This is a genomic window from Microbacterium sp. RG1 (genome assembly GCF_005347485.1).
In the GTDB taxonomy this organism is placed as follows: Bacteria; Actinomycetota; Actinomycetes; order Actinomycetales; family Microbacteriaceae; genus Microbacterium; species Microbacterium binotii_A.
In genome coordinates this window covers 1,548,984-1,565,905 of the sequence record NZ_CP034121.1, presented here as the reverse complement: position 1 = coordinate 1,565,905, position 16,922 = coordinate 1,548,984, and the positions used below count along the sequence as shown (strand labels likewise).

Below are 16,922 nucleotides of genomic sequence, written 5' to 3'. Positions count from 1 at the left end.
TTTTTCCGTTGTGTGTATGCATTTTTCTTTTACGGAGAGTTTGATCCTGGCTCAGGATGAACGCTGGCGGCGTGCTTAACACATGCAAGTCGAACGGTGAAGCAGAGCTTGCTCTGTGGATCAGTGGCGAACGGGTGAGTAACACGTGAGCAACCTGCCCTGGACTCTGGGATAAGCGCTGGAAACGGCGTCTAATACTGGATACGAGACGTGGCCGCATGGTCAACGTTTGGAAAGATTTTTTGGTTCAGGATGGGCTCGCGGCCTATCAGCTTGTTGGTGAGGTAATGGCTCACCAAGGCGTCGACGGGTAGCCGGCCTGAGAGGGTGACCGGCCACACTGGGACTGAGACACGGCCCAGACTCCTACGGGAGGCAGCAGTGGGGAATATTGCACAATGGGCGAAAGCCTGATGCAGCAACGCCGCGTGAGGGATGACGGCCTTCGGGTTGTAAACCTCTTTTAGCAAGGAAGAAGCGAAAGTGACGGTACTTGCAGAAAAAGCGCCGGCTAACTACGTGCCAGCAGCCGCGGTAATACGTAGGGCGCAAGCGTTATCCGGAATTATTGGGCGTAAAGAGCTCGTAGGCGGTTTGTCGCGTCTGCTGTGAAAACTGGAGGCTCAACCTCCAGCCTGCAGTGGGTACGGGCAGACTAGAGTGCGGTAGGGGAGATTGGAATTCCTGGTGTAGCGGTGGAATGCGCAGATATCAGGAGGAACACCGATGGCGAAGGCAGATCTCTGGGCCGTAACTGACGCTGAGGAGCGAAAGGGTGGGGAGCAAACAGGCTTAGATACCCTGGTAGTCCACCCCGTAAACGTTGGGAACTAGTTGTGGGGACCATTCCACGGTTTCCGTGACGCAGCTAACGCATTAAGTTCCCCGCCTGGGGAGTACGGCCGCAAGGCTAAAACTCAAAGGAATTGACGGGGACCCGCACAAGCGGCGGAGCATGCGGATTAATTCGATGCAACGCGAAGAACCTTACCAAGGCTTGACATATACGAGAACGCTGCAGAAATGTAGAACTCTTTGGACACTCGTATACAGGTGGTGCATGGTTGTCGTCAGCTCGTGTCGTGAGATGTTGGGTTAAGTCCCGCAACGAGCGCAACCCTCGTTCTATGTTGCCAGCACGTAATGGTGGGAACTCATGGGATACTGCCGGGGTCAACTCGGAGGAAGGTGGGGATGACGTCAAATCATCATGCCCCTTATGTCTTGGGCTTCACGCATGCTACAATGGCCGGTACAAAGGGCTGCAATACCGTGAGGTGGAGCGAATCCCAAAAAGCCGGTCCCAGTTCGGATTGAGGTCTGCAACTCGACCTCATGAAGTCGGAGTCGCTAGTAATCGCAGATCAGCAACGCTGCGGTGAATACGTTCCCGGGTCTTGTACACACCGCCCGTCAAGTCATGAAAGTCGGTAACACCTGAAGCCGGTGGCCTAACCCTTGTGGAGGGAGCCGTCGAAGGTGGGATCGGTAATTAGGACTAAGTCGTAACAAGGTAGCCGTACCGGAAGGTGCGGCTGGATCACCTCCTTTCTAAGGAGCATCTGAAGTCTTCGGACTTCCAGAACCCAGTTCGAAGGCACACGTTCTTCGCTGGGAGCTCATGGGTGGAACATTTGACGAGGCTCTCATGTGAGTGTCTGGTTTCTAGTACGACCTTCGGGTTTGGAACGGAGCTGGGTTCTTGGGTGAGGGCATGCACGCTGTTGGGTCCTGAGGGACCGGGTGTGACTCCTTTGGGGGTTGCGGCTGTACCTCTGGGCCTTCTTCTGCTGCTTGTGCAGTGGGGGTTGGTACCGCCCGTACTTTGAGAACTACACAGTGGACGCGAGCATCTTAGAGATGAATCTTCGGATTCATTTCACAGGTGATCTTTTTTAGATCATTTAGTCAATTTTCGAGTTGACGATTTAAACTCATGTGATTTCAAGTCTTTAAGAGCAAACGGTGGATGCCTTGGCATCTGGAGCCGAAGAAGGACGTAGCAATCTGCGATAAGCCTCGGGGAGTGGATAAGCACACTTTGATCCGAGGGTCTCCGAATGGGGAAACCCCGCTGGGCGGCGTGCCGACCTAGTGACTCCCGCCTGAATATATAGGGCGGGTAGAGGGAACGTGGGGAAGTGAAACATCTCAGTACCCACAGGAAGAGAAAACAACCGTGATTCCGTGAGTAGTGGCGAGCGAAATCGGAAGAGGCTAAACCTAGCGTGTGTGATAGCCGGCAGGCGTTGCACGTTGGGGGTTGTGGGACTTTCTTGATCATCCTGCCGGGTGATCGACGTGACAGAAGCGTATAGACGAATGGTCTTGAAAGGCCAGCCATAGTGGGTGCCAGCCCCGTAGTCGAAATGCGTGTTCTGGCGTGGAGAGTATCCCAAGTAGCACGGGGCCCGAGAAATCCCGTGTGAATCTGTCAGGACCACCTGATAAGCCTAAATACTCCCAGATGACCGATAGCGGACAAGTACCGTGAGGGAAAGGTGAAAAGTACCCCGGGAGGGGAGTGAAATAGTACCTGAAACCGTTTGCTTACAAACCGTTGGAGCCTCCTTAGTAGGGGTGACAGCGTGCCTTTTGAAGAATGAGCCTGCGAGTTAGCGATACGTGGCGAGGTTAACCCGTGTGGGGTAGCCGTAGCGAAAGCGAGTCTGAATAGGGCGATTCAGTCGCGTGTCCTAGACCCGAAGCGAAGTGATCTATCCATGGCCAGGTTGAAGCGACGGTAAGACGTCGTGGAGGACCGAACCCACTTAGGTTGAAAACTGAGGGGATGAGCTGTGGATAGGGGTGAAAGGCCAATCAAACTTCGTGATAGCTGGTTCTCTCCGAAATGCATTTAGGTGCAGCGTTGCGTGTTTCTTGCCGGAGGTAGAGCTACTGGATGGCCGATGGGCCCTACAAGGTTACTGACGTCAGCCAAACTCCGAATGCCGGTAAGTGAGAGCGCAGCAGTGAGACTGTGGGGGATAAGCTTCATAGTCGAGAGGGAAACAACCCAGACCACCAACTAAGGTCCCTAAGCGCGTGCTAAGTGGGAAAGGATGTGGAGTTGCTGTGACAACCAGGAGGTTGGCTTAGAAGCAGCCACCCTTGAAAGAGTGCGTAATAGCTCACTGGTCAAGTGATTCCGCGCCGACAATGTAACGGGGCTCAAGCACGCCACCGAAGTTGTGGCATTGACATTATTGGTAGGCCTTCGTGGTCCAGCCGTGTTGATGGGTAGGAGAGCGTCGTGTGGCCAGCGAAGCGGCGGTGTGAACCAGCCGTGGAGGCTACACGAGTGAGAATGCAGGCATGAGTAGCGAAAGACGTGTGAGAAACACGTCCTCCGAAAGACCAAGGGTTCCAGGGTCAAGCTAATCTTCCCTGGGTAAGTCGGGACCTAAGGCGAGGCCGACAGGCGTAGTCGATGGACAACGGGTTGATATTCCCGTACCGGCGAAGAACCGCCCAAGCTAATCCAGTGGTGCTAAGAGTCCTAGCCAGGAATGTGTGGATCCCTTCGGGGTGATGCCGTCTTGGTGAACGCTCGACCCCATGCTGGTGCGGTTAGCGTATTAACAGGTGTGACGCAGGAAGGTAGCCCAACCCGGGCGATGGTTGTCCCGGGGCAAGTGCGTAGGCTGAGTCGTAGGCAAATCCGCGACTCGTTCGGCTGAGACACGATGCGGATAAAAAGTGGGTGATCCTATGCTGCCGAGAAAAGCATCGACGCGAGGTTCTAGCTGCCCGTACCCCAAACCGACTCAGGTGGTCAGGTAGAGAATACCAAGGAGATCGAGAGAATCGTGGTTAAGGAACTCGGCAAAATGCCCCCGTAACTTCGGGAGAAGGGGGGCCATCCACTTATACGGACTTGCTCCGGAAAGGGTGTGGTGGCCGCAGAGACTAGTGGGTAGCGACTGTTTACTAAAAACACAGGTCCGTGCCAAGTCGCAAGACGATGTATACGGACTGACGCCTGCCCGGTGCTGGAAGGTTAAGAGGAGCGGTTAGCGTAAGCGAAGCTGCGAATTTAAGCCCCAGTAAACGGCGGTGGTAACTATAACCATCCTAAGGTAGCGAAATTCCTTGTCGGGTAAGTTCCGACCTGCACGAATGGCGTAACGACTTCCCAACTGTCTCAACCGCGAACTCGGCGAAATTGCATTACGAGTAAAGATGCTCGTTACGCGCAGCAGGACGGAAAGACCCCGTGACCTTTACTACAGCTTGGTATTGGTGTTCGGTGTGGCTTGTGTAGGATAGGTGGGAGACTGTGAAGCAGACACGCCAGTGTTTGTGGAGTCATTGTTGAAATACCACTCTGGTCACTCTGGATATCTAACTTCGAACCGTAATCCGGTTCAGGGACAGTGCCTGGTGGGTAGTTTAACTGGGGCGGTTGCCTCCCAAAAAGTAACGGAGGCGCCCAAAGGTTCCCTCAACCTGGTTGGCAATCAGGTGGCGAGTGTAAGTGCACAAGGGAGCTTGACTGTGAGACTGACAGGTCGAGCAGGGACGAAAGTCGGGACTAGTGATCCGGCAGTGGCTTGTGGAAGCGCTGTCGCTCAACGGATAAAAGGTACCTCGGGGATAACAGGCTGATCTTGCCCAAGAGTCCATATCGACGGCATGGTTTGGCACCTCGATGTCGGCTCGTCGCATCCTGGGGCTGGAGTAGGTCCCAAGGGTTGGGCTGTTCGCCCATTAAAGCGGTACGCGAGCTGGGTTTAGAACGTCGTGAGACAGTTCGGTCCCTATCCGCTGCGCGCGTAGGAAGTTTGAGAGGATCTGACCCTAGTACGAGAGGACCGGGTTGGACGAACCTCTGGTGTGTCAGTTGTTCCGCCAGGAGCACCGCTGATTAGCTACGTTCGGGATGGATAACCGCTGAAAGCATCTAAGCGGGAAGCCGGCCTCAAGATGAGACTTCCATACCTTCGGGTGAGAGGCTCCCAGCCAGACTACTGGGTTGATAGGCCAGATGTGGAAGCGCAGTAATGCGTGTAGCTGACTGGTACTAATAAGCCGATGACTTGATAACACTTCGTTTGAACTGAAGCTGTTCGCGTCCACTGAGTGGTTCTCGATGTACGGTCGAGAACCGCAGACAACATTCTTTTGTTGTGTGCATGACTTGAAACATCAATAGTGTTTCGGCGGCCATAGCGAGAGGGAAACGCCCGGTCCCATTCCGAACCCGGAAGCTAAGCCTCTCAGCGCCGATGGTACTGCAGGGGGGACCCTGTGGGAGAGTAGGACACCGCCGGACTCCTTTTAGAAAGGGCCACCCAACGCTGGGTGGCCCTTTCGCGTTTCTGCACGCTTTTCCGGAAGGCCATACGCTTGTCGCTATGACGTCAGGCCTTCACCCTCGCAGCCAGCTCGTCCACGATGCTCTACGTTCTGCCGGCATTGAGGGCGAGATCGTGGTGCTGCCCGACGCGGCGTCCACGGCTGCGCTTGCCGCATCCGCTCTCGGCGTCGACGTCGGTGCCATCGCCAATAGCCTGGTGTTCTGGTCGGACGACGAACCTCTGCTGGTGATGACCAGCGGCGCCCATCGCGTCGACACGAGTGCGCTCGCGGCGCGGCTCGGGCGTTCCTCGATTGTCCGAGCGACGGTGGAGCAGGTCCGCGCGGCGACGGGACAGGCGATCGGGGGAGTGGCGCCAACGGGCCACCCTGTGCCGGTCGTGACTGTCGTCGACGAGGATCTCGCCCAATACGACCAGATCTGGGCGGCCGGTGGCACGCCGCACACGGTGTTCCCCCTGTCGTTCGATGAACTCGTGGCTCTCACCGGCGGCGTGGTCGTGAAGGTCGACGCGGCTTAACGGGGCGTCTGGATACTCCACTCGTCGACGACGGGTGGCAGAGCGGGCCAACGATCGCCCGGGATCGGGAACGTCGCCACGGCGCATGTCGTCATGGTGACGGGGCGCCCCGCGAGCTCGGATGCGAGCTCGCTCAGCCCGGGATCGTGGGCGACGATGAGCACGCTCCGTCCGCCCGCACCCGTCGCCGCGTCCCAAAGCTCCGGCACGCTCGCCCCGTACAACTCGGGCATGGTTTCGAGGGGGACGTCGAGCGACGCCGCGAACGCCTCCGCGGTCGTGCGGGCGCGCAGCGCCGTGCTGCTGAGCAGGCGGTCGGGGCGGAAATCTGTCTCCGCGAGAGTCGCAGCCATCAGAGGAGCGTCACGCTGACCGCGATCGTTCAGCGGGCGTTCGTGGTCGCTCACTCCGGCCACGCCCCAGTCGGACTTGGCGTGGCGTACGAGGACGAGTGTGACCATGTTTCGCCTCCTATCCCACGTAGACCCAGGCGTCGCGTCCGCTCTGCAGGACAACGGACACCCGCGTGTACAGCGAGACTTCGTATTCGTCAGCTGCGTCCAGCTCATCGAGGGTCAGCGCCAGCACGCGTCCGGTGACCTTGTCGCTGGTGTTCCCGGTCCGACGCAGAACAGGATGCGTGGGCAGACCGGACAGGGCCACGACACGCGTGTCTTCAATCTCTGTGTACTGCACGTGATAGCCGGCGAGCACGTCCTCGGTCGACTCGATTCGACGTCCGAAGAGGTCGAGCTGCACCTGCGGGAGCAGAAGCGTCCCATAGGAGAAGAGGCGCTCGGACGTCGCCGTGGTGCTCATCCCGCCCCCTAGGCTCCGAAGACCGCGTGCGCGATCGCGAAGATCGTGAGACCCGCGAGAGATCCCACGATCGTGCCGTTGAGGCGAATGTACTGCAGATCGCGGCCGACCATGAGTTCGATCTTCTCGGTGGTCTCTTCGGGGTCCCAGCGTTCCACGGTGTCGGTGATGACGGAGGCGATGTCGTGCCGGTATCGCTCGATGACGAACACCGCTGCATCCGTCACCCAGCCGTCGACGCGGGCGCGCAGGGCCTCATCCCGTTCGAGACGGCGGCCGATGTCCGTCAGGGTCTCGACCAGGCGCCGGCGCAGCCCGCTCTGCGGGTCGCTGAGGCCGCGCGTGAGACCGTTCTTAGCTGTGCGCCACGCCTCGCCGGCCAGCTCTCGGACCCGAGGCGAATCGAACACTGTCGTCTTCGCGTCTTCGAATCGTCCGATCGTCGCGGCATCGTGCTGCAGGTTGTCCGCCAGACGCGCGAGGTAGCCGTCCACCGCGTGCCGTGCCGGGTGATCGGGATCGGCACGCACCGCGGCGACGAACTTGACGGCCTCGTGGTATGCGGCCTCATCGATCATCGTGTGCACCATCGACGGCACCCACGAGGGCAGGCGCCGGGAGATCAGGCCCGTGAATGCCGAGCGGTTCGCTCGCAACCACGACGCCATGCTGTCCGCGGCGAGGTCGACCGCGCCGTGGTGCGCACCGGAGTCGACCATGCGCTCGAGCCACCCGCCGAGCGGCGGTCCCCAGTCGGGAAGCACCAAGTGCTCGCGGGCGAGGTCGCCGAGCAACTGCTGTACGTCATCGTCACTGAGCGCCTCGATGACGTTCGTGGCGATCGTCGCGCCCTCGGACGCGACGCGCTCGGCGTTCGCGGGCTGCGACAGCCAGGCGCCGAGACGCGCCGAGAGTGAGAAGGACTCGAGCTTGCCGCGGATGACAGGAGCGGCGAGGAAGTTGGTCTCGACGAACTCGCCGAGCGTGCGTCCGATCTCGTCCTTGCGGGTCGGGATGATCGCCGTGTGCGGGATGGGAAGGCCGAGCGGCCGCCGGAACAGCGCCGTCACCGCGAACCAATCCGCGAGCGCTCCGACCATGCCGCCCTCCGCCGCGGCGCGAACATACGAGAGCCACGGATAGCGGCTCTGCAGCGCGAAGGCGATGACGAAGACGACCGCGAGCACGATGAGAGCTCCGAGCGCGATTCCCTTCATGAGTCGCAGCCCGCGCAACCGCTCCCGGTCGGCGTCGCTCAGCAGTGCTGTCGGTGTGCGGGGCATTTCGTCATCCTTCCACGGCGTACTCTGTCAGCGTGATCGACGACATCAAGAAGCGCGCCCTGCATCGTACGAGCATCCTGGAGGGACAACTGCGTGGGGTGACCAAGATGATCGAGTCCGAGGAGTACTGCATGGACATCATCACGCAGTCACGGGCGATCCAGCGCTCACTGGAATCGTTGAATCGTCTGCTGCTCGAGAATCACCTGCGCACCCACGTGGCGCACATGTTCGAAGAGGGCGGCGAGGACCGGGAGCGCGCCGTCGAGGAGCTGCTGCGCGCGTTCGATTTCGCGGGGAAGTGATCAGCTCGCCAGATCCTCGCGCTGACTCGTCCATCCGACGTCGAAGCTGCGGTTGCCGCTGATCGCCGCCGCGAACGGCTCCATGGCCGACATGGTCTCCGCGTCCAGGACGAGCCCGGATGCGGGGAGCCACTCGTCCACGTGTCGCGTGAAGCGCGAGCCGGGGATGGGCGCTGCGGCCACTCCGAACTGCGCGGCGCGCGTGAACAACCAGCCGAGCGCGAGTTGCGCACCCGTCAGGCCGCGCTGGCGCGCCAGAGCGAGATAGCCGGCGCGGAGGTCCGCGTTGGCGGCGAGGTTCTCGGCGGAGAACCTCGGGAACCGCGGCCGACCGTCACCGGGCCCGATGTCGGCGGGGGAGAAGGCGTCGGTCAGCCAGGCACGGCTCAGCGGCGAGTACGGCACGAAGCCGATCCCGAGCTCGGCCGCCGTCGGAACGACGGACTTCTCCACGTCGCGGCTGACGACACTCCACTCGGTCTGGACGGCAGCGATCGGATGCACGGCGTGAGCACGGCGGATCTCGTCCGCGGTGGCCTCCGACAGCCCGATGTGGAGCACCTTGCCGGCGGTCACGAGCTCGGACATCGCGCCGACCGTCTCCTCGATCGGAACGTGCGGATCGACACGATGCTGGTAGTAGAGGTCGACGTGGTCGGTACCGAGTCGGGAGAGGCTCTGATCGATCTGTTCGCGCACGTAGGCGGCGTCGCCACGGATGCCGCGTGAGCCGATCGCACCGCCCGAGATCCCGAACTTGGTCGCCAGGGTGATCTCGTCGCGTCGGCTGGTGAGCAGCCGTGCGATCGTGCGCTCGCTGCGGCCCGCGCCGTAGATGTTGGCCGTGTCGACGAACGTGAGTCCCGCATCCACCGCGTGCGTCAGCGTCGCGAGCGCGGTCGCGTCGTCGACCGGCCCGTACACGTCGCTGAGGCTCATCCCGCCGTAGCCGAGTGCGCTGACCTCGAGGCCGTCGCCGAGAACGACCCGACCCACGGCGCTCACTCGGACGCCCCCTGCTGGAGCGGTCCGAGCCACGCGGCGGCGACGGTCGCGTGTGCGGACTCCGGGTCGGAAGGATGGAACTGGCCGGCGAGGACGTCGCGGTACAGGCGGCCCAACTCGCTGGACGAGAAATACGACGAGCCCCCGGCTACGAGGATCGCCTCGTCGACGATCCGCTTGGCGCCCGCGGCTGCCCGGTGCTTGAGACCGGACAGCAGCGAGAACCACCGCGCCCCGTGGTCCACGCCGGCATCCACGTCGTGGCCGAGCGCGGCGATCTGGGGGACGAGGGCGTCGTACGTCAGCGCCATCTCCGCCACCCGCCACCGGATGTCGGGGTCCTGGCTGTACGTCAGCCCCGTCTTGCGCGAGCGCCGCCGCGCGGCCGTCTCGACGGCGACGTCGAGCGCGCGTCGGCCGATGCCGGTGTAGACGGACGCGAGCAGGATCTCGAAGACGCTGAAGATGCCGAAGACGATCGGATCGGGCTGGGGGCCGGGCGCGACCCGGCGCACGATCCGGTCGGCGGGAGCGACGGCGCCGTGGAGCTCCGTGGTGCGGGACTGCGTTCCTCGCATCCCCACCGTGTCCCAGTCGTCTCGGGTGCGCACCGCATCCGAGCGCGGCACGAAGCCGTAGACCAGCTTGGGCGCGTCGGAGGATGTGGTGTCGAGGCCGTGCACGCCGAGGTGCGTCCACACCGGGGCGAGCGAGGTGAAGATCTTCGTGCCGGTGAACGTGTACCCGCCGTCCGCGAGGGGGACCGCCTCGGTCGCGCTGTCGAAGAGCACGAGGTCGTTGCCCGCTTCGCTGATACCGAAGGCGAACACCTCGCCGGCCGCGGCACCGGTCTGAACGAACGCGAGATCATCGATTCCGCGATCGCGCAGCACCTTGGCCACCCCTGTCCAGACGAGGTGCATGTTGACGGCCAGAGCGGTCGCGGGCGCGGCCGTCGCCAGCCGCTGCTGCAGGACGGACGCCTCGGCGAGCGTCAACCCCGCTCCACCGCGATCCGCGGGCACGAGGATGCCGAGATAGCCGGCCGCGCGCAGCTCGGCCAGATCCTCCTCCGGGAAGACGTTCTCGCGATCGGTGTCCGCTGCGCGCCCGCGGATGCGTTCGATCAGCTCATCGGGCAGGTAGGCATTCGGATCGAAGGTCATGCCAGTGCCTCCCGCAGCGCCGCAACGGTGGCTTCCGGGCGATCGCGATGCGGCGAGTGCCCGGCTCCGGCCACGATCGAGCGTGTGATGCGGGGATTGCCGGCGAGGATCTCGTCCGCACGCGGTCCCGTGAACAGGCTGTAGACGGCGGGGTCGGACGCGATCACGTGGGCGGGCACCGCGAGGCGCGCGGCCGCATCCGTCACATCCCAATCGGGATTCTGCTCCAGCGTCTGCTCCACCGCCCAGGGGCTCGCGAGCTGGGCTGCCTGCGCCTTCAGCTCGACGTCCTGCGGGTGCCAGTGGGGATGCGCGGCACGCACCTCTTCGATGGTGGGCGAGTCGAACGCATCCTGCTGGCTGCGTTCGACGACCGCACGGTCGGCCGGCAGGAGGTACAGCGCGGGATCGATGAGGACGAGCCGCTTCGTCCACTCGGGATGCTCCGCCGAGGCGAGGACGGCGGACGCGCCGCCGAGCGAGTGACCGATGACGAGGTCCCACGCGTTGCCGGAACCGGGAACCGTCAGGCTCACATCGGCGGCGTAGGCGGCGATCGTGTAGTCGAGCGTTCGCGGTGCCAGGCCGTGACCGCGCAGATCCACGGCGACGGCATGCCAGCCCGCCTCGGCCAGGGCTGTTCCGAAGCGCCACATCAGGGCGCCGGACGATCCCAGTCCGTGCACGAGGAGGGCGTGATGAGCGGATGCGGGGGAGCCCCACGCGAGGGTGGGAAGCGCGACGGATGCGGGCATGTCTACGAGCGTAGAACGCCTGCCGCCCCGCTCGCCCGTCTACGTCGCTCTATGGCGCTGCGCGGACGCCGAACGGCGCTCAGGTGATGATCGGCGTGGGCTCCGTGTCGGGGATGGGGCTCGGGTCGCGGTGGCGCAGATCCGGGAAGGCGCGGACGCACACGATGGCGACGATCGCGCCGGCGGCGGCGAAGCCCGCTGCCGCGATGAAGGCCCCGGGTGCTTCGACCGCATCGATGAGGAAGCCGGCGACGGCGGAGCCCGCCGCGGCGCCGATGAGCTGGCCGGTGCCGATCCACCCGTAGGCCTCGGCGGTGTCGGAGAACTTGACACTCACGGAGGTGATCGCGAACAGCACCGCGAGGGCAGGGGCGATGCCGATCCCTGCGAGGAACAGAGTGCCCGAGAGCCACCAGATGTCGAGAGAGAACATGGTCAGCACCAGGCCGACGGCGACGATGCCCATGCGTCGCGCCATCGCCCAGGGCCCCATGGGCACGTGGCCGAACGAGAGGCCTCCGGCAAGGCTGCCGATCGAGAACACGGCGAGGACGATGCCCGCCTCCAGCCCGCCGTGGTCGAAGGTCGCGACGACACCCGCCTCGACGGCGGAACAGGCCCCGATGAGCAGGAACCCGATGACGGTGGCCAGCAGCACGGTGGGGCGCGTGAGCACCTTCCCGAAGCGTCGCTTGCTGCGAGGGATGCGCACCCGGCCGACCTCGGGGGAGAGGATGAACCACGTTCCGCCGCCGACGAGGATGACGGCGATCAGGACGAGCGCCTCCCACGTGCCGATCTGCGTCGCGATGAACGTGATGACCACGGGGGCGATGATCCAGATGATCTCCTGCAGCGACGCGTCCAGCGAGTAGAGCGGAGTGAGCTGACGGGAGTTGACCATCTTGGGATAGATCGTGCGCACGGCGGACTGCACCGGCGGGGTGGACAGTCCCGCGATGAGCCCGAACGCCATGAAGCCGGCCACAGGAAGATCGAGCAGGCCGATGGCGAGGATCGCCAGTGCGCAGACGATCATCGTCAGGCTCAGCACACGCCGCATCCCCCAACGGCCCATCCATCGGCTGGTGACGGGGCCCGAGACCGCCTGCCCCACGGAGGAGGCCGCGAGAACGAGGCCCGCGTACCCGTAGGAGCCGGTCACATGCTCGACGTGCAGGAGGATCGCCAGGCTCGTCATCCCGTTGGGGAAGCGCGCCGTGAGCTGTGCGGCGATGATGCGCGCCACCCCCGGGGTGCGCAGCAATTCCTGGTATCCGGCCATCCCTTCAGGATATCTCGGCGGGCGCTTCGGCCGCCGGGCGGATGAGGGGGCGCGACACGCCGCGACACGCCGACGGCGGTTATCCACCGCGCGGGATCCGGGTGGCGGGACGCCGGTGTGGATGGTTTCGTCATTCATCGAGGATTCGCCCGCGATTCAGGGTTTTTTCAGCCGCCGAGACACACCGCGGCTGTGGATGAAACGGTGGACAACCTGTGTTGTATCTGGGGAGAGCGGCACGAAAATCACACGGATGTAACTACTACCCCTTGTGGTGCTATCCGATGTCCGTACCCATATGTAGTATTGAGGTCCCGGCGACGAGAAGTGCTGGGAACAGGTCCGTCCGAGGGGAGAAAGAGGTCGAAATGGCGATCACCGTCTACACCAAGCCGTCGTGCGTGCAGTGCAATGCCACCTACCGTGCACTGGACTCGAAGGGCATCGAGTACGAGGTCCTCGACGTCTCGCAGGACCCTGCGGCCCTCGAGCAGGTCAAGGCCCTCGGCTACCTGCAGGCTCCCGTCGTGATCACCGACGAGGACCACTGGTCGGGCTTCCGTCCCGACAAGATCGACGAGCTGGCCGCGCGCCTGGCCTGACCGATGGCAACCGCTGTCGCAGACCAGGTCGGCGCGGTTGCCCACTCCCTCCGTGAGCCCGCACCGTCGGCTCCGCTCCTCGTCTACTTCTCGAGCGTCTCGGGTAACACCGCGCGTTTCATCGAGAAGCTCGGGATGCGGGCCGTGCGGATCCCCTTGCGGCCCACGGATCCGACCCCTCTCATCGACGAACCCTTCGTCCTGATCACCCCCACCTACGGGGGCGGTCAGGGAAGGGGCGAGGAGCGGGGAGCGGTTCCCAAGCAGGTGATCCGGTTCCTCAACGACGAGGCCAACCGATCCCGGCTTCGCGGCGTGATCGCCGCGGGCAACACCAACTTCGGTGAGCACTACGGGCTCGCCGGAGAGATCATCAGCCGAAAGTGTCGTGTGCCGCACTTGGATCGGTTCGAATTGTTCGGCACGCCAGAGGACGTCGAGCGCATCGGCGAAGGATTGGAACGATGGTGGAAGCAGCACTGAAGGACTTGAGCTTCAAGACCGAGGCGCGTTTCGAGGGACTGGACTATCACGCCCTCAACGCGATGCTCAATCTGTACGACGCGAACGGGCAGATCCAGTTCGACGCCGACAAGCGTGCCGCGCGGGAGTACTTCCTGCAGCACGTGAACCAGAACACGGTGTTCTTCCACTCGCTCAAGGAGCGTCTCGACTACCTGGTCGAGAAGGAGTACTACGAGCCCGGTGTGCTCGCGAAGTACCCGCACGAGTTCATCCAGGAGCTCAACGACCGTGCCTACGGCAAGAAGTTCCGCTTCGAGACCTTCCTCGGCGCCTTCAAGTACTACACGAGCTACACACTGAAGACGTTCGACGGCAAGCGCTACCTCGAGCGCTTCGAGGACCGCGTCGTCATGACCGCCCTCGCGCTCGCCGACGGCGACCAGAAGCTCGCCGTCCAGCTGGTCGACGAGATCATCTCCGGTCGCTTCCAGCCGGCCACCCCCACCTTCCTCAACGCGGGCAAAGCGCAGCGCGGTGAGCTTGTCTCGTGCTTCCTGCTGCGCATCGAAGACAACATGGAGTCGATCGCCCGCGGCATCAACTCCGCGCTGCAGCTTTCCAAGCGCGGTGGCGGCGTGGCGCTGCTGCTGTCCAACATCCGCGAGTCGGGTGCACCGATCAAGCAGATCGAGAACCAGTCCAGCGGCATCATCCCCGTCATGAAGCTGCTCGAAGACAGCTTCAGCTACGCCAACCAGCTCGGTGCGCGTCAGGGCGCCGGTGCCGTCTACCTCTCGGCGCACCACCCCGACATCATGCGCTTCCTCGACACGAAGCGTGAGAACGCCGACGAGAAGATCCGCATCAAGACGCTCTCGCTCGGTGTCGTCGTTCCCGACATCACCTTCGAGCTCGCCAAGAACGGCGAGGACATGTACCTGTTCTCGCCGTACGACGTGGAGAAGGTCTACGGCGTCCCCTTCGGCGACATCTCGGTCACCGAGAAGTACCGCGAGATGGTCGACGACCCGCGCATCAAGAAGACCAAGATCAACGCGCGCGACTTCTTCCAGACGCTCGCAGAGATCCAGTTCGAGTCGGGCTACCCGTACATCATGTTCGAGGACACGGTGAACCGGGCGAACCCGATCAAGGGTCGCATCAACATGTCCAACCTCTGCAGCGAGATCCTGCAGGTGAACACGCCGACCACGTTCAACGAGGACCTCTCGTACGACCAGATCGGCAAGGACATCTCCTGCAACCTGGGCTCGATGAACATCGCCCTGGCGATGGACGGCGGCGATCTGGGTGAGACGGTCGAAGCCGCGATCCGCGCGCTGAGTGCGGTCAGCGACCAGAGCCACATCCGCTCGGTCCGCTCGATCGAGGACGGCAACGACCGGTCCCACGCGATCGGCCTGGGCCAGATGAACCTGCACGGATACCTGGCGCGCGAGCACGTGCACTACGGCTCCGAAGAGGGCCTGGACTTCACGAACATCTACTTCTACACGGTGCTGTTCCACGCGCTGCGCGCCTCCAACGCGCTCGCGATCGAGCGCGGCCACGCGTTCGACGGCTTCGAGGACTCGACGTACGCATCGGGCGCGTTCTTCGACAAGTACCTCGAGCAGGAGTGGGTGCCGCAGACGGAGAAGGTCAAGGAACTGTTCGCCGGACACCACATCCCCACCCAGGGCGACTGGGCGGAGCTGAAGGCGTCGATCCAGAAGCACGGCATCTACAACCAGAACCTGCAGGCGGTTCCGCCGACCGGTTCGATCTCGTACATCAACAACTCGACGTCGTCGATCCACCCGATCGCGTCGAAGATCGAGATCCGCAAGGAAGGCAAGCTCGGCCGCGTCTACTACCCGGCGCCGTTCATGACGAACGACAACCTGGAGTACTACCAGGACGCGTACGAGATCGGCTACGAGAAGGTCATCGACACGTACGCCGCCGCGACCCAGCACGTCGACCAGGGCCTGTCGTTGACGCTCTTCTTCAAGGACACCGCCACCACGCGCGACATCAACAAGGCGCAGATCTACGCATGGCGCAAGGGCATCAAGACGATCTACTACATCCGCTTGCGGCAGATGGCGCTCGAGGGCACCGACATGTCCGAGTGCGTCAGCTGCATGCTGTGACGCGCATCGCGTCTCGACTCGCTCCGCTCGCTCAACGACCGATCTCTGCAAGGACACCGACATGACCCCCGAGAAGCTGAAGCTGATCGACCACGTCCAGGCGATCAACTGGAACCGCATCCAGGACGACAAGGACCTCGAGGTGTGGAACCGCCTCGTGAACAACTTCTGGCTGCCCGAGAAGGTGCCGCTGTCCAACGACATCCAGTCGTGGAACACGCTGACGCCCGACGAGCAGACGCTCACGATGCGCGTGTTCACCGGCCTCACCCTGCTCGACACGATCCAGGGCACGGTCGGCGCGGTCTCGCTCATCCCGGATGCGTTGACCCCGCACGAGGAGGCGGTGTACACCAACATCGCGTTCATGGAGTCGGTGCACGCCAAGAGCTACTCGTCGATCTTCTCGACCCTCGCGTCGACGCCCGAGATCGACGACGCGTTCCGGTGGTCGGTGGAGAACGAGAACCTTCAGAAGAAGGCCCACATCGTCATGGACTACTACCGTGGCGACGAGCCCCTCAAGCGCAAGGTGGCCTCGACCCTGCTCGAGTCGTTCCTGTTCTACTCGGGCTTCTACCTGCCGCTGCACTGGTCGGCCAAGGCGAAGCTCACGAACACGGCCGACATCATCCGCCTCATCATCCGCGACGAGGCCGTGCACGGTTACTACATCGGCTACAAGTTCCAGAAGGGCATGGAGCTGATCACCCAGGCCGAGCGCGACGAGATCAAGGACTACACGTTCTCGCTGCTCTACGAGCTCTACGACAACGAGGTGCAGTACACGCAGGACCTCTACGACGCCGTCGGCCTCACCGAAGACGTCAAGAAGTTCCTGCACTACAACGCCAACAAGGCGCTCATGAACCTCGGGTTCGAGGCCATGTTCCCCTCGACGGTCACGAACGTGAACCCGGCGATCCTGTCGGCGCTCTCGCCCAACGCGGACGAGAACCACGACTTCTTCAGCGGGTCGGGCTCCTCCTACGTCATCGGCAAGGCCGAGGCCACCGAGGACGAGGACTGGGACTTCTGAGCCCCGCGTAGGTTCGCGGTTCCACCGCACTGACGAGGCCCCCGGTCGGTCGCCCTTTTCGGGCGGTCTGCCGGGGGCCTCGTCGTCGTCCGGGCGAGTCTCCACGCGCATCGTCTCAACGAAAAAAGTCCCGGCCAGCGGTAATTTGACTTCCTCGAGAACCGGGCTATGGTCGAAGGTCATCCGCCAGCCATCGAGGGGA

The 16,922-nt window shown here is 63.0% G+C and carries 13 protein-coding genes and 3 rRNA genes; 9 read left to right on the top strand and 7 right to left on the bottom strand.

Translation table 11 applies throughout. From position 1 onward, the window contains the following. The first annotated feature begins 28 nt into the window (after window positions 1-28). The 4 genes from EHF32_RS07500 to EHF32_RS07485 all read left to right on the top strand — a co-directional run bounded on the left by EHF32_RS07500 (window position 29) and on the right by EHF32_RS07485 (window position 5,840). Window positions 29-1,551, top strand: a 16S ribosomal RNA gene (locus EHF32_RS07500). Window positions 1,552-1,942: 391 nt separating this feature from the next. Then, window positions 1,943-5,047: ribosomal RNA gene (locus EHF32_RS07495) — 23S ribosomal RNA — on the top strand. Window positions 5,048-5,158: 111 nt separating this feature from the next. Next, a 5S ribosomal RNA gene (gene rrf, locus EHF32_RS07490) occupies window positions 5,159-5,275 on the top strand. Together the 16S, 23S and 5S rRNA genes form the textbook arrangement of a ribosomal RNA operon. Before the next feature lie 82 nt (window positions 5,276-5,357). Further along, window positions 5,358-5,840, top strand: coding sequence for a YbaK/EbsC family protein (locus EHF32_RS07485; RefSeq protein WP_137417598.1), 483 nt, complete (start codon window positions 5,358-5,360; stop codon window positions 5,838-5,840). On the opposite strand, the gene EHF32_RS07480 is transcribed toward EHF32_RS07485, so the two are convergent. From EHF32_RS07480 to EHF32_RS07470, 3 genes are read right to left on the bottom strand one after another with little or no spacing between them, the layout of a single operon-like run. Further along, window positions 5,837-6,301, bottom strand: coding sequence for a SixA phosphatase family protein (locus EHF32_RS07480; RefSeq protein WP_137417597.1), 465 nt, complete (start codon window positions 6,299-6,301; stop codon window positions 5,837-5,839). The two genes, EHF32_RS07485 and EHF32_RS07480, sit on opposite strands and share 4 nt — an antisense overlap. 10 nt (window positions 6,302-6,311) lie before the next feature. Next, window positions 6,312-6,659, bottom strand: coding sequence for a gamma-glutamylcyclotransferase family protein (locus EHF32_RS07475; protein ID WP_137417596.1), 348 nt, complete (start codon window positions 6,657-6,659; stop codon window positions 6,312-6,314). Between the two features lie 8 nt (window positions 6,660-6,667). Next, complete coding sequence (locus tag EHF32_RS07470; RefSeq protein ID WP_137417595.1) at window positions 6,668-7,942, bottom strand: DUF445 domain-containing protein; 1,275 nt, start codon at window positions 7,940-7,942, stop codon at window positions 6,668-6,670. Between the two features lie 32 nt (window positions 7,943-7,974). Between EHF32_RS07470 and EHF32_RS07465 the strand changes: the two genes are divergently transcribed. Then, window positions 7,975-8,247, top strand: coding sequence for a metal-sensitive transcriptional regulator (locus tag EHF32_RS07465; protein WP_137417594.1), 273 nt, complete (start codon window positions 7,975-7,977; stop codon window positions 8,245-8,247). Here the strand turns inward: EHF32_RS07465 and EHF32_RS07460 are convergent, their stop codons facing one another. The 4 genes from EHF32_RS07460 to EHF32_RS07445 form a co-directional block, all read right to left on the bottom strand. After that, window positions 8,248-9,252: an aldo/keto reductase gene (locus tag EHF32_RS07460; RefSeq protein ID WP_337678157.1), complete on the bottom strand. Its 1,005-nt coding sequence runs from the start codon at window positions 9,250-9,252 to the stop codon at window positions 8,248-8,250. Continuing rightward, the gene (locus tag EHF32_RS07455) at window positions 9,249-10,418 is read right to left on the bottom strand and encodes an acyl-CoA dehydrogenase family protein (protein WP_137417593.1); all 1,170 of its coding nucleotides are present in this window, start codon (window positions 10,416-10,418) and stop codon (window positions 9,249-9,251) included. Before EHF32_RS07455 ends, EHF32_RS07460 begins: the two co-directional genes overlap by 4 nt. Beyond that, complete coding sequence (locus EHF32_RS07450; RefSeq protein ID WP_137417592.1) at window positions 10,415-11,173, bottom strand: alpha/beta fold hydrolase; 759 nt, start codon at window positions 11,171-11,173, stop codon at window positions 10,415-10,417. Before EHF32_RS07450 ends, EHF32_RS07455 begins: the two co-directional genes overlap by 4 nt. 79 nt (window positions 11,174-11,252) lie before the next feature. Continuing rightward, window positions 11,253-12,458 (bottom strand): MFS transporter, encoded by a 1,206-nt coding sequence (locus EHF32_RS07445; protein WP_137417591.1) that lies wholly within the window; start codon window positions 12,456-12,458, stop codon window positions 11,253-11,255. Window positions 12,459-12,826: 368 nt separating this feature from the next. Here EHF32_RS07445 and nrdH point away from each other — a divergent pair, with 368 nt between their 5' ends. From nrdH to nrdF, 4 genes are all read left to right on the top strand, one after another. Beyond that, window positions 12,827-13,060 carry a glutaredoxin-like protein NrdH gene (gene nrdH / locus EHF32_RS07440; RefSeq protein ID WP_137417590.1) on the top strand — a complete coding sequence of 78 codons (234 nt, stop codon included), beginning with the start codon at window positions 12,827-12,829 and terminating at the stop codon, window positions 13,058-13,060. 3 nt (window positions 13,061-13,063) lie between these two features. Next, window positions 13,064-13,543 (top strand): class Ib ribonucleoside-diphosphate reductase assembly flavoprotein NrdI, encoded by a 480-nt coding sequence (gene nrdI, locus EHF32_RS07435; protein WP_137417589.1) that lies wholly within the window; start codon window positions 13,064-13,066, stop codon window positions 13,541-13,543. Next, window positions 13,525-15,681, top strand: a complete 2,157-nt coding sequence (nrdE, locus tag EHF32_RS07430) for a class 1b ribonucleoside-diphosphate reductase subunit alpha (protein ID WP_137417588.1) — start codon at window positions 13,525-13,527, stop codon at window positions 15,679-15,681. Before nrdI ends, nrdE begins: the two co-directional genes overlap by 19 nt. Window positions 15,682-15,742: 61 nt before the next feature. Next, entirely contained in the window at window positions 15,743-16,720 is a 978-nt protein-coding gene (gene nrdF, locus EHF32_RS07425) for a class 1b ribonucleoside-diphosphate reductase subunit beta (RefSeq protein WP_137417587.1), read from the top strand. The last annotated feature ends 202 nt before the right edge of the window (window positions 16,721-16,922 follow it).

Excerpts from the sequence above, each read along its gene's own strand:
- EHF32_RS07445 (WP_137417591.1), bottom strand. The coding sequence starts at position 12,458 with ATGGCCGGATACCAGGAATTGCTGCGCACCCCGGGGGTGGCGCGCATC.
- EHF32_RS07480 (WP_137417597.1), bottom strand. The coding sequence starts at position 6,301 with ATGGTCACACTCGTCCTCGTACGCCACGCCAAGTCCGACTGGGGCGTG.
- nrdI (WP_137417589.1), top strand. The coding sequence starts at position 13,064 with ATGGCAACCGCTGTCGCAGACCAGGTCGGCGCGGTTGCCCACTCCCTC.
- EHF32_RS07485 (WP_137417598.1), top strand. The coding sequence starts at position 5,358 with ATGACGTCAGGCCTTCACCCTCGCAGCCAGCTCGTCCACGATGCTCTA.
- EHF32_RS07475 (WP_137417596.1), bottom strand. The coding sequence starts at position 6,659 with ATGAGCACCACGGCGACGTCCGAGCGCCTCTTCTCCTATGGGACGCTT.
- EHF32_RS07450 (WP_137417592.1), bottom strand. The coding sequence starts at position 11,173 with ATGCCCGCATCCGTCGCGCTTCCCACCCTCGCGTGGGGCTCCCCCGCA.
- nrdE (WP_137417588.1), top strand. The coding sequence starts at position 13,525 with ATGGTGGAAGCAGCACTGAAGGACTTGAGCTTCAAGACCGAGGCGCGT.
- nrdF (WP_137417587.1), top strand. The coding sequence starts at position 15,743 with ATGACCCCCGAGAAGCTGAAGCTGATCGACCACGTCCAGGCGATCAAC.
- EHF32_RS07470 (WP_137417595.1), bottom strand. The coding sequence starts at position 7,942 with ATGCCCCGCACACCGACAGCACTGCTGAGCGACGCCGACCGGGAGCGG.
- EHF32_RS07455 (WP_137417593.1), bottom strand. The coding sequence starts at position 10,418 with ATGACCTTCGATCCGAATGCCTACCTGCCCGATGAGCTGATCGAACGC.
- nrdH (WP_137417590.1), top strand. The coding sequence starts at position 12,827 with ATGGCGATCACCGTCTACACCAAGCCGTCGTGCGTGCAGTGCAATGCC.